Here is a 12,517-nt window from a genome sequence, read left to right as displayed (position 1 = left end):
GCGTGTCCGCGTCGCCCGAAAATGGGCCGGCCTCATCTCCAACCCTCCCCCCCTCAGGGGGGGAGGGCGAGCCGGTTCGGCGCATCGTCCTTGGCCTGATCGCCTTCCTGACCCTCCAGGTCGTGGCGCTGACGCTGGACACGCTGTTCCCGCCGGACCTGTCGCGCGGGGAGCGGTCCTCGCCGGTGGTGCTGGACCGCAAGGGCGCCTGGCTGCGCGCGCTGCCGGTAGAGGACGGGCGCTGGCGGATCCGGGCGGACCTGACGCGGACGGACAAGACGTTCCAGAAGCGGCTGATCGCCATCGAAGACGAGCGCTTCTGGCGTCATGACGGCGTGGACCCCGCGGCTGTGGTCCGGGCCGCCGGCTCGGCGCTGCTGCGCGGTCGGATCGTCTCCGGCGCCTCGACCCTGACCATGCAGACGGCCCGCCTGCTTGAGCCGCGGCCGCGCACGCTCGGCGCCAAGCTGATCGAGATGGTCAGGGCCGTGCAGCTGGAGGGTCGCTACAGCAAGCGTGAGATCCTCGCGCTCTATCTGACGCTCGCGCCCTATGGCGGCAATCTGGAGGGGGTGCGGGCGGCCAGCCTGTCCTACTTCGGCCATGAGCCCGAAACCCTGACGCTCGGGGAGCAGGCGCTGCTGATTGCGCTGCCGCAGGCGCCCGAGGCGCGGCGGCCTGACCGGCGGCCCGGCGCCGCCCGCGACGCCCGCCGGCTCGTCCTGCAGCGCATGGTGCAGGCCGATCTCGCCTCGCAGGCCGAAGCGGATGAAGCCGACGCCGAGCCGCTGCCCGGCCGCGCGCCGTTTCCGGCCCTGGCCTGGCACGCATCGGGCGAACTGGCCCGCGCGGCGCCGAAGGACCAGGCCACAGTCGTCAGCACGCTCGATGCGACCCTGCAGGCGCGGCTGGAGCCGCTGGCCGCCGCCTACGCGCGCGATCAGGGCGCGGACGCCACGGCGGCGATTCTGGTGGTCGAGATCGAGGGGCGGGCCGTGCGCGCGCTCGTCGGCTCGGGCGGGCTGGACCGGTCGGGCGGCTGGATCGACATGACGCGCGCGCTGCGCTCGCCCGGCTCCGCGCTCAAGCCGTTCATCTACGCCTTCGCCTTCGATGACGGGATCGCCGCGCCCGACACCGAGATGCAGGACGTCCAGACCCGGTTCAAGGACTACCAGCCGGAGGACTTCGACCGGGTGTTCCGCGGCAAGGTGACGGCGGGCGAGGCGCTGTCCCATTCGCTCAACGTCCCGGCGGTGGCGATGATGGAGCGGATCGGACCGGCGCACTTCCTCGCCCGTATCGAGTCCGCCGGCGTACGGCTGCATCTTCCCGATTCCGAGACCCGCGCGCCGGGCCTCGCGCTGGCGCTCGGCGGCGAGGGCGTAACCCTGCGCGACGTCGCGGTGCTCTATTGTGCGCTGGGCGACGAGGGGATCGCCAAGCCGCTGGCCTGGACCGAGGCGGACGCCGCGAAGCGCGTGCGCAGCCGAGGCGGGCGGCTGATCCGGCCGGAGGCCGCGCGGCAGGTGCTCGACATCCTGCGCGAGGCTCCGGCGCCCAAGGGACGGATTCCCAACGCCCTGACGCTCGGCGGGCCGGGCATGGCCTACAAGACCGGCACGTCCTACGGCTTCCGGGACGCGATCGCGGCGGGCGTGGTCGGCGGCTATGTGATCATCGTCTGGACGGGACGGGCGGATGGCGGCGCGCGGGGCGGGTTCACCGGCCGCGAGGCGGCCCTGCCGATGCTGTTCGACGCCGCCGACATCCTGTCCGCGCCCCGGACCGCCCCCCCGCGCATCACGCCGAAGGCTGCGCCCGGCGCCCTGACGACGCTGGAGCGGCCTGACCGGGGTCCGAACCTGATTTTTCCACCCGACGGGGCGACCGTGCAGGTCGATGCGCTGGGCCCCGCGTCACGCGGTCTGGTGCTGGCGGCGGGCGGCGAGGGTCTTAGCTGGTATGTCGGCGGCCAGCCGCTGGCGCCGGACCCTGTCAGTGGCCGGACGGTCTGGCGGCCGGCGGCGGCGGGCTTCTACGAGGTCACCGTCGTCGACAGCCAGGGCCGCGAGGCGCGCGCCAAGGTCCGGATCAAGGGGTAGGGTTCCGGGGCCGGTCTTTCTGGCCCCCGACAATCACCCCAGCTTCAACTCCTCGGCCTCGTCCGGGTTGGTCACCGTGACGCCGAGGTCGTTGATCAGCCCGTTCGACAGGCGGTAGCACCAGCCGTGCACCGAGACGCTCTGGCCTCGCGCCCAGGCATCCTGGACGAACACGTCCGAGGCCACGTTCTGAACCTGGCGGATGACGTTCAGCTCGCACAGGCGATCCCAGCGCTCCCGTTCATCCATCGCCTCGAGCTCTGCCCTGTTTTCGGCATAGACTTCGCGGATCGGGTGCAGCCAGTGGTCGACGAGACCGCGCCGCACGCCGTCGACCGCAGCCCGCACGCCGCCGCAGCCGTAGTGGCCGACGACCATCACGTGCTTCACCTTGATCACGTCGATCGCGAACTGCAGCACGCTGAGATAGTTGGCGTCCTGCGGCGGGGCGAGGTTTGCCACGTTGCGGTGCACGAACAGCTCGCCGGGATCGAGGCCGACGATCTCGTTGGCCGGCACGCGGCTGTCCGCACAGCCGATCCAGAGGTACTCCGGGCTCTGCTGGTTCTCGAGCCGCTTGAAGAAGTCGGGATCGACCTCGGTCTTGCGATGCGACCAGTTGCGGTTGTTGTCCTTGAGATCTTCGAGCATGGGGTCCCTCAGACTTTCGCGTCAGGCTGGTTGTTCGGGTGAGCCGCGGCGATCGCCGGGTGGAGCGCGGCCGCGTCAGCGGCGGCGACCAGGGCCGGGAAGGCGGAAAGGTCAACCTTGAAGCGGCGGGCGTTGTAGACCTGCGGCGTCAGCAGGCAGTCCGCCATCGTCGGCGTCGCGCCGAAGGCGTAGCCGGCGCCGTGCCGGGCGATCATCGGCTCCAGGGCGGCGAATCCGTCGCTGATCCAGCCGTGCACCCAGGCGTCGACATCCGGTTGCGGTACATTGAGCCGCGCGAGCGTCTTCAGGATCCGCAGGTTGTTCACCGGGTGAATGTCACAGGCGATGATGCCGCACATGGCCCGGACGATCTGCCGGTCGAACGGGTCACTCGGCAGGAGCGCCGGCTCGGGATGGGCTTCCTCGAGCCACTCCAGGATCGACAACGACTGCGTGAGAACATGACCGTCGACGTCCAGCGCCGGAACCAGATGCTGGGCGTTGACCGCGCCGTAGGCGTCGCCGCGCTGCTCGCCGGCGACCAGGTCCACCGGGGCGTAGTCGTAAGCCAGCCCCTTGAGGTTCAGACCGATCCGGACCCGATAGGGAGCCGAGGCGCGCCAGGCGCTGTGCAGCAGCAGTCGGGTCATCAGACGATCCTGAACGACAGGGCGCCGACACCCTCGACCGAGCCCTCGACGCGGTCGCCGCGGACGAGCGGACCGACGCCTTCAGGCGTGCCGGTGAAGATCAGGTCGCCGGCCTCGAGTTTCCAGAGCTTGCCGGCCTCGACGAGGATTTCCTCGACCGACCAGATCATGTCCGCCACTTCGCCCGCCTGCTTCGTCTCGCCGTTGACGCTCAGCGCGATACGGCCCTGCGGGATGACGCCGGCATTCCGGACAATGGCCGAGATCGGCGCGCTGGCGTCGAAGCCCTTGGCCGCGTCCCAGGGCTGCCCCTTGGCCTTGAATCCGTTCTGCAGGTCGCGGCGGGTCAGGTCGACGCCGACCGCGAATCCGAAGATCGCGCCGCCGTCGCCGATCGCCACGACCAGCTCGATCTCGTGGTGAAGGTCGCTGGTTGCGGTGGGGTAGGGCACATCGACGCCGGGCAGGACCACAGCGTCCGCAGGCTTGCTGAAGAAGAACGGCGGATCGCGGTCATCGCCGCCCATCTCGCGACGATGGGCAGCGTAGTTGCGGCCGACGCAGAGGATGCGGCGCACAGGGAACGGCCGGTCCGAACCCTGCACGGGAACGGTCGGCTGCGGGCGGATCGTTACGGCGAAATCGGTCATGGCGCGCTGTTACTCCGGCGGCGGTTTTCGCGCCACCCTGTCCTACAGCTTGAACACCTTGCGCAGGAACAGCGTCTCGGCTTCGCGCTGGGCGTCGATGTTCTGCTTCTTCTTGAAGCCGTGGCCTTCGTCTGCGGCGAGCATGTACCAGACCTCCACGCCCCGGGCCCGGACCTTGGCGACGATCTGTTCCGCCTCCGTCCAGGGCACCCGGGGGTCATTGCGACCCTGGATGACGAACAGCGGCCTGGTCATCCTGTCGGTCAGATTCAGCGGAGAGATCCGGTCGAACACCGCCTTCATCGCCGGAACGCGCTCGTCGCCGTATTCGACCCGGCGAAGGTCACGCCGATAGCCTTCGGTGTTCTGCAGGAAGGTGGTGAAGCTGGAGATGCCGACGATGTCGATGCCCCCTGCCAGACGATCGTTGAAGGCGGCCAGCGAGGCCAGCACCATGAACCCGCCGTAGGAGCCGCCGTAGACCACCACACGCTTCGAATCGAGGTCCGGCTGGGTGGCGATCCAGTCGAGCAGGGCGCCGATGTCCTTGACGCTGTCCTGGCGTTTGGCGGCGTTGTCGAGCGAGAGGTAGGTCTTGCCGTAGCCGTCGGAACCGCGAACGTTCGGCGCGATGACCGCCGCGCCGAGTTCGTTGGTCCAGTACTGGCGCCGGGTGTTGAAACCGGGGCGATCCTGGCCTTCCGGGCCGCCGTGGATGTCGATGATCACCGGCGCGGCGCCCTTGATCGTCTTCGGCCGATAAACCCAGGCCGGGACCTGAAGGCCGTCGAACGACCGCACCTCGATCAGGGTCGGATCGACCATCGCGGCCGGGTCGAGCCCGCCGCTCTCGCTCGTCGTCCAGCGGGTCAGTTCGCCCTCGGCGAGGTCCCAGCTCCACACGTCCGCCGGCGAGGTCGCGGTGTTGAGTCCGATGGCCAGGGACTTGAGATCGGGGGAGAATTCCAGAGCCGTCAGCACGCCGACGGGCAGGGTCGGCTGCGGCAGCGCCCGGCGGGTGCGGAAATCCCGGATGACCACCTTTGACCGGCCGCCCTCGTTGATCGACCAGGCCAGAACGCGCCCATCGTCCGACAGCCTGAACGCCTCCACATCCCAGCTGAGATCGCCGGCCGTGACCGGCGTGACCTTGCCGCTCGCCAGATTGATCTCGACCAGCCGCTTGAACTCGTAGTCCTGGTCGGAGATCACCAGGATGGACTTGCCGTCCGGGGTGAACACGCCGCCCTCGTAGGCGATCGGACGGTCGGAGGGATTGATCTCCTGCAGCGCGCCGCCCGCCGCCGGCTTCCACAGGTACAGCTTGCTCGACGCGGCGGAGACGGTGCGGCTCAGCAGCACCTGTTTGCCGTCCGGCGAGATGGCGCGAGGCGAGGTGGCGCCGGTGGTCTTGAGCGAGAGGCCCGCTTCGATCCGGCCATCCTTGGTCACCGTCGCCAGCCGCACGCGATAATCGGGATCGCCCTTGCCGACTTCAGCCCAGGCCAGGGTCTTGCCGTCCTTGGGGAAGACCGCGCTCTGGTTTCGCGTGCCGGCCGTTGTGAAGGCGCGCTCCGGACCGGTCAGGCCGGCGAGGTAGAGCTGGTAGTACTCGTCTCCGCCGGTGTCCTTGCTGAAGATGAAACGGTTGTCAGACCCCGGAATGGCCGTCGCTTCGGCGACCGGCTCGTCGAAGAAGGTCAGTTGGGTGCGGACCGATCCCGGGGCGGCGACATGGTGAAGCTGGCCGGTCTGGCCGAACCGCGTGGTGATCAACATCGAGCCGTCCGGCAACCAGTCCTGGAAGGCGGCGCTGCGGGCGTTCTGATAACGGCGCAGGGCCTCGCGGACGTCAGCCGGCGTCTCGGGGACATTCTCGAGGGTCAACGTCCCCTGCTGGCGCCGCACCACGGGCGGCATGGCCCGCGCCACGGCGGTGGTGGCGAACAGGGATGCGGCGGCGGTCGCGAGAAAGGCGCGGCGGATCATGGCGAAGTCCCCAAACTCGAATGGCGTCAGACCGGGTCGAACTCGCTGACCAGATGGCCGGGTGCGACCTCCTCAAGGGCCGGTCGGTAAACGGGCGCGGTCGGGTCAGACGACAGTCTCGAGGGCAGAAAGCGCAATGCGGCCAGTGGATCCATCGGCGAGGGCGGCTCGCCCGACAGGCGGACGCGCTTGCGGCTGCGCTCGATTTTCGGATCGGGGATCGGCGCCGCCGACAGCAGGGCTCGCGTATAGGGATGGCGCGGGTCTTCGTAGAGCTGCTCCCGGCTGGCGAGCTCCATGACCCGGCCGAGATAGAGCACCATCACCCGGTGGCTGATCTCGCGCACGACGGCGAGGTCGTGGCTGATGAACATCATCGCCATGCCCAGCTGCCGTTGCAGGTCGATCAGCAGATCGATGATCTGGGCCCGGATCGACACGTCCAGCGCGCTGACCGCCTCGTCGCAGATGACCAGTTTCGGCTCGAGGATCATCGCCCGGGCGATGCCGACCCGCTGGTTCTGGCCGCCGCTCAGTTCGTGCGGGTAGCGGTTGACCAGTTCAGGCGCGAGGCCGCAGCGAACCATCATCGCCGCGGCGGCGGCCCGCCGGTCCTCCCGGCTGAGACCCGGCCGGAAGACCTGCAGCGGTTCGGCGATGGAGTCGCCGATGGGCATGCGCGGGTCGAGGCTCGCCAGCGGGTCCTGGAAGACGATCTGCAGGTCCTTGCGCGCGGCCCGCATGGTTTCGCGGTCGGCCTCTGTGATGTCGCGGCCGAGCACGGTCACGGTTCCGCCCAGCTCGCCGCCGCCGGGCGGCAGCAGGTTCAGGACGGCCCGAGAGAGGGTCGATTTTCCGCAGCCGCTTTCGCCCACGACGCCCAGGGTCTCGCCTTGCCGGATCTCGAAGCTGACGCCGTCGACCGCGCGCAGCGGCCGGGGCTTGCCGAACAGCCCCTGGCTGATCGGGAACCAGACCTTCACGTCCTCGCCTCGCACGACGACCGGCGCCTCCGGCGCGACCGTCGCGGGGACCGGCCGGCCGCCGCGATCCACGCGATCCAGCCGCGGAATGGCCGCCAGAAGGGCGCGCGTATAGTCGGTCTTCGGCTGATCGAAGACGGCCTCGACCGGCCCTTCCTCGACATAGGCCCCGTCCTTCATCACGCAGACGCGGTCGGCCAGCCGGGCGATGACGCCCATGTCGTGGGTCACCAGCACCATGCCCGAGCCCGTCTCGCGCATCAGCTCGGCCATCAGATCGAGGATCTCGGCCTGGACCGTCACGTCCAGCGCCGTGGTCGGCTCATCCGCGATCAGCAGGCGCGGACCGCAGGCCATCGCCCCGGCGATCATCACCCGCTGACGCATGCCGCCGCTCAGTTCGTGCGGATACTGCGTCATCCGCCGCCCGGCTTCGGGAATGCGGACCCGCTCCAGCCACTGCAGCGCCTGCTTCCGCGCCGCCTCGCCGGAAAGGCCGAGATGCAGCCGCAGCGGCTCGGCGATCTGTTCGCCGATCTTCACATGCGGCGTCAGGGCGGTCAGCGGGTCCTGGAAGATCATCGTCATCTTAGAGCCGCGCACGCGGTTGAGCGCCGCGGGCTTGAGGCCGAGCAACTCCTGCCCCTCGAACCGGACCGAGCCGCTCGCGCGGCCGTTCCGGGCGAGCAGGCCCATCACCGTCATGAAGGTCTGGCTCTTGCCTGAGCCGCTTTCGCCGACGACGCCCAGGCATTCGCCGGCCGCGACCGACAGGGAAACGCCGCGCACCGCCTCGACCTGTCCGTCATGGGTCTCGAAACTGACCTTCAGGTCGTCGACGGCAAGGACGGGGTGGGTCAAGGCGATACTCGAAAAGCGGACGCTTGGCGGAGACCTTAGCGGACCGCGCCCGACGCGCAAATGAACCGTCCGTCAGCGCGACCCTGCCCGCGACGGATCGTCGCCGTGGCGACGCGCGCGGTCGCCAGACGGTCCGTTCCTGACATCATCCTGCTTCCAGTCGTGTCAGGGGGGCCGCCGTGCGTCTTTCAAGCCTGTTTCCCTTTTCAGGCAGCGCCAGAGAGGGCGTCGCCCGTCTTCTGCTCACGGCGACGCCCTGGATGGCGATTGCCGCGGCGGCGCTGTACGCCCTGCGAGCGTAGGCGCCGATCAGGCCTCGCCCGGCAGGGGCGGTCGGTTGACTCCCAACCGTTTCTCCACAACGGTTTTCGCAAGTGGGAGGCCGGGCTGAACGCCCGCTCCCGGGGAGACTGTGCGTGTCGATTTTCAACAATCCCATCAAAGGCGCTTTGGGGCCGCGCCATCTGCGGGCGGCGCCCGGCAGCACCCACAGCCGTGCGCGCGTCATCGTCATCGGCAATGAAAAGGGCGGCGCCGGCAAGTCGACCGTTGCGGCGCTGATCGCGAGCGCCATGCTCTACCAGGGCAAGCGCGTTGCGGTCATCGATCTGGATCTGCGACAGCAGAGTCTCTCGCGCCTGCTGGCCAATCGTCGCCGCTGGCTTCCCGCCGCCGGCGTCTCGGCGCCGATGCCGCTCGAATACAAGCTCGCCGAAGACCCGGCGATGCTTGCTGACGATCCCCAGGCGGCCCTGGCGCTGTTCAAGGAAGCCGTCGACATGGCGATGAGCAATTCCGACCTGTTGATCATCGACACGCCCGGAAGCGACACGCCGGTTTCGCGCGCCGCCAACCTGCAGGCGGACCAGATCGTGACGCCGATGAACGACAGCTTCGTCGATTTCGACGTGCTGGGCGTGGTCGACCCGGTGTCGCTGCGCCTGCTGCGGCCCAGCCACTACGCCCAGGAAGTCCTGCATGCCCGCGCCGTGCGCGCCGAGCATGGTCGAAAGCTCGACTGGCTGGTGCTGCGCAACCGCCTCGCCGGCGCGGATACCAACAACCGGCAGCGGCTGGAAAAGGCGATGACCAGTCTCGCGAGCGACATCGGGTTCCGCATCGGCCCGTCCCTGCGCGAGCGCGTCGGCTACCGGGAGATGTTCCCGTTTGGCCTGACGCTGGCGGACGTTGCGGCCAAGGTGAAGCCGGGAATGACCGCCGGCGCCCGCCAGGCCGCCCGGGAGGAAGTCAACGCCCTCATGGCCAGTCTTCAGGTTCCGGCGCCGCAGGTTGAGACCGCCCCGCCGCGCCGTGATCCCGTCTCCGCAGACCTCGACCGTCACGCCTGAGCCTTGCGGGCCTTGGACCGGCGCTGATAAGTCCCATCTGAAGAGGGCCGGGGCGCATCCATGCCGAAGACCACCCGCGGTTCCGCGGACATTCCCTTCGAGTCGCCATACCGACACGGATTCGTGCGGCTGGCGGCCTGCGTGCCCGAAACCAGCCTGGCCGACCCCGCCGCAAACGCCGAGCGAACCCTCGGCCTTGTTCGCCAGGGCCATGACCAGGGCGTCGCCCTGATGGTGTTCCCCGAACTCGGGATCAGCGCCTATTCGATCGACGATCTGTTGCTGCAGGATGCGTTGCTGGACGGGGTCGAGGCGGCGCTGGCCAGCCTCGCCGAAGCCAGCAATGGCCTGCGCCCGGTGTTCGCCGTCGGCGCGCCGCTGCGGTTCGAGGGCCGACTGTTCAACACCGCCGTGGTCATTCACGACGGCGAAATACTGGGGGTCGTTCCCAAGACCTTCCTGCCCAACTATCGCGAATATTATGAGCGCCGGTGGTTCGCCAGCGGCCGGGGCGTGGTCGGGCGTACGCTTCAGATCGCCGACCGGCTGGTCCCGTTCGGGGCCGACCTGCTGTTCCGCGCCGGCGGCGCCGCGCCGTTCACCTTCCACGCCGAGATCTGCGAGGACGTCTGGACGCCTGAGCCGCCGTCGACCGCGGCGGCCCTCGCCGGAGCGGAGATCCTGCTGAACCTGTCGGCCAGCAATATCGTCATCGGCAAGGCCGAGGCGCGTCGGCTGCTGTGCGCATCCCAGTCGATGCGCTGCCAGGCGGTCTACGCCTATTCGGCGGCAGGCGTCGGGGAGTCGACCACAGACAACGCCTGGGACGGCCAGGCCTCGATCTTCGAGCTGGGCGAGCTGCTGGCCGAGAGCGACCGGTTCCCTGCCGGGTCGACCATGGCGGTCGTCGATGTCGACCTTGGACGTGTCCGGCAGGAGCGTATCCGCACCGGCTCGTTCGGCGACGCCATCGCCGCGCGGCAGGCGGACGCCGCCTGGCGTACGGTCGATGTGGCCTTCGAGCCGCCGGCGGGCCGGCTGCCGCTGCACCGTCCGGTCGACCGGTTCCCGTTCGTCCCCGACGATCCTGCGCGGCTCGCCGAATACTGCCACGAGGCCTACAACGTTCAGGTCCAGGGACTGGCGCAGCGGCTGAAGTCGACGGGGCTGCAGAAGCTGGTCATCGGCATCTCCGGCGGGCTGGATTCGACCCAGGCGCTTGTCGTGGCGGTCAAGGCGATGGACCAGCTCGGTCTGCCGCGGACCGGCGTGCTGGCCTACACCATGCCGGGCTTCGCCACCTCCGAACGGACGCGCTCCAACGCCTGGGCCCTGATGAGGGCCCTCGGCGTTACGGGCGAGGAGCTCGATATCCGGCCGGCCGCGAAACAGATGCTTGCCGATATCGGCCATCCGTTCGGCGCCGGCGAACCGGTCTATGATGTGACGTTCGAGAACGTTCAGGCGGGCCTGCGGACAGACTATCTGTTCCGGCTCGCCAACCGGCACGCCGCCCTGGTGGTCGGGACCGGAGATCTGTCCGAACTGGCGCTCGGCTGGTGCACCTACGGCGTCGGCGATCACATGAGCCACTACAATCCCAACAGTGGCGTGCCCAAGACCCTGATCCAGCACCTGATCCGCTTCGCGGCCGGCGCCGCCGAGGTGGGCGAGGCCGCGACCACGGTCCTGCGCGATATTCTCGCCACCGAAATCTCGCCGGAACTCGTGCCCGCGGACGCCGGCGGCAAGACCCAGGCGACGGAAGACTTCGTCGGGCCCTATGCGCTGCAGGACTTTACGCTGTTCCACATGACCCGTTCGGGCGCGGCGCCGTCGAAGATCGCCTATCTGGCCCACGCGGCCTGGGGGGACGCCGGGCATGGCGGCTGGCCGCGGGATATTCCGCCGGCGGAGCGTCGGGCCTACGATCTGGCCGAGATCAAGCGCTGGCTTCGTCTTTTCCTGACCCGGTTTTTCGCCAATCAATTCAAGCGGTCCGCTGTTCCGAACGGTCCGAAAATCTCTTCGGGCGGCGCGCTTTCGCCCCGCGGGGACTGGCGGATGCCGTCGGATGCCCGGCCGGAGGCCTGGCTGGCGGAACTGGACGCCAATACGCCGAACTAGCCGCCCTGCGGCGCCCTCGCCACACCGTGCGATAACGCACGCAGCCCTGCTGGAATATCGGGAAGAGGTGGCGTATGGTCGCAGGGCGTGGGCGACCACGCACAGCTTTGCGATTTGCATGGAACCCGATGAGGGTGAAGGCGTTGGTCGTCTGGCTGTACGATGTAAGCGTCGACGGAATCGGCTGGGGGGTTCGTTCAAGAACTCTGCGGGTTCAATCGGCGCTGATATCGTGCCCACATTCCATTAGGTCTGCGCCCTTTGGCGTATGGCGAATTTGAGCGAGGGGCTCACTGTGAAGAAAAAAGCACTTATGCTGAGCTCCATGCTCGGCGCTCTGGCGCTGGCGCCGGCGGCGTTCGCCGAGCCCGCGAGCGGTTGGTACGGGGCGTTCGACCTCGGCTACCACTGGCCGGAAGGCTGGGAAGCAACCTCGCAAGGTCTGGCCACGGACGGCCTGCCCTACCAGTTCAACTACCTGACGGAAGACAAGGTCGTCGGCTTCGCCCGCCTTGGCTACCGGATCAATCCGAACTGGCGCGTTGAATTCGAAGGCGGCGTCCGTCCCGGCAACATCGAAAGCGCCGATGGCGACCCCGCTCGCGCGTTCCCGAACGCGCTCTGCAACCTCGCCGCCATGGTCCCCTGCGACGCGCCTGAGGGCTCGATCGAAGCGTGGACCTTCATGGGCAACGCGATCTACGACTTCTTCCCCGACAGCAGCTTCCGTCCGTTTGTCGGCGTCGGCGTCGGTGTGAACCGCTCGATCATCAGCATCGCCGGTCGCGGCAACGCTCCGGTCGGCGCCATCCGCATCGATGACACCGACACCGCCTTCGCCTGGCAAGGTCTCGCCGGCGTGTCGTTCGACGCCGGTGAGCGTCTGAACATCGACGTCACCTACCGCTATCTCGGCGGCAGCGACCTGGCGGCCGACACGGTGGCCAACACCTCGGGCCTGTTCAATCCGGGCCAGTGGAAGGGCGACTACGCCGACCAGTCCCTGACGTTCGGTCTGCGGTACGCGTTCGGCGCCGAAGAGGTGGCTCCGCCGCCGCCGCCGCCGCCGCCTCCGCCGCCGCCGCCGCCGCCTCCCCCGCCGCCTCCGCCGCCGCCGCCTCCGCCGCCGCAGTACGAAGCCCGGGAATTCAT

Annotated in this window: 10 protein-coding genes; 5 read left to right on the top strand and 5 right to left on the bottom strand. The window is 69.0% G+C overall.

Going from position 1 to position 12,517, the window contains the following annotated elements; translation table 11 throughout:
• Positions 1-122: 122 nt before the first annotated feature.
• Positions 123-2,105 (top strand): penicillin-binding protein 1C, encoded by a 1,983-nt coding sequence (pbpC, locus tag AC3WJT_RS01055; protein WP_492341211.1) that lies wholly within the window; start codon positions 123-125, stop codon positions 2,103-2,105.
• Positions 2,106-2,138: 33 nt separating this feature from the next.
• On the opposite strand, the gene AC3WJT_RS01050 is transcribed toward pbpC, so the two are convergent.
• The 5 genes from AC3WJT_RS01050 to AC3WJT_RS01030 are packed head-to-tail and all read right to left on the bottom strand — an operon-like array spanning position 2,139 to position 7,889.
• Positions 2,139-2,756, bottom strand: a complete 618-nt coding sequence (locus AC3WJT_RS01050) for a carbonic anhydrase (protein WP_492341210.1) — start codon at positions 2,754-2,756, stop codon at positions 2,139-2,141.
• A gap of 8 nt (positions 2,757-2,764) precedes the next feature.
• Positions 2,765-3,406, bottom strand: coding sequence for a maleylacetoacetate isomerase (maiA, locus tag AC3WJT_RS01045; protein ID WP_492341209.1), 642 nt, complete (start codon positions 3,404-3,406; stop codon positions 2,765-2,767).
• On the bottom strand, positions 3,406-4,056 hold the full coding sequence (locus tag AC3WJT_RS01040) for a fumarylacetoacetate hydrolase family protein (protein WP_492341208.1): 651 nt from the start codon (positions 4,054-4,056) through the stop codon (positions 3,406-3,408). The genes maiA and AC3WJT_RS01040 overlap by 1 nt, the downstream gene beginning before the upstream one ends.
• Positions 4,057-4,098: 42 nt before the next feature.
• A complete protein-coding gene (locus AC3WJT_RS01035) occupies positions 4,099-6,045 on the bottom strand; it encodes a S9 family peptidase (protein WP_492341207.1) in 1,947 nt (648 codons plus the stop codon).
• Positions 6,046-6,071: 26 nt separating this feature from the next.
• The gene (locus tag AC3WJT_RS01030) at positions 6,072-7,889 is read right to left on the bottom strand and encodes an ABC transporter ATP-binding protein (protein WP_492341206.1); all 1,818 of its coding nucleotides are present in this window, start codon (positions 7,887-7,889) and stop codon (positions 6,072-6,074) included.
• A gap of 179 nt (positions 7,890-8,068) precedes the next feature.
• On the opposite strand from AC3WJT_RS01030, the gene AC3WJT_RS01025 reads away from it, so the two are divergent.
• The 4 genes from AC3WJT_RS01025 to AC3WJT_RS01010 all read left to right on the top strand — a co-directional run.
• On the top strand, positions 8,069-8,191 hold the full coding sequence (locus AC3WJT_RS01025; protein ID WP_492341205.1) for a hypothetical protein: 123 nt from the start codon (positions 8,069-8,071) through the stop codon (positions 8,189-8,191).
• A 114-nt stretch (positions 8,192-8,305) separates the two neighbouring features.
• The gene (locus AC3WJT_RS01020) at positions 8,306-9,238 is read left to right on the top strand and encodes a division plane positioning ATPase MipZ (RefSeq protein WP_492341204.1); all 933 of its coding nucleotides are present in this window, start codon (positions 8,306-8,308) and stop codon (positions 9,236-9,238) included.
• Positions 9,239-9,298: 60 nt separating this feature from the next.
• A complete protein-coding gene (locus tag AC3WJT_RS01015) occupies positions 9,299-11,365 on the top strand; it encodes an NAD(+) synthase (RefSeq protein ID WP_492341203.1) in 2,067 nt (688 codons plus the stop codon).
• Between the two features lie 313 nt (positions 11,366-11,678).
• Positions 11,679-12,517, top strand: an 839-nt coding sequence (locus AC3WJT_RS01010; protein WP_492341202.1) for an outer membrane protein, incomplete at its 3' end; no start/stop codon positions are given.

The organism is Caulobacter sp. FW305-C-30-S16 (assembly GCF_058783025.1).
Note: the sequence above shows the minus strand (reverse complement) of the source record. Positions and strands in the feature narration are given on the sequence as shown.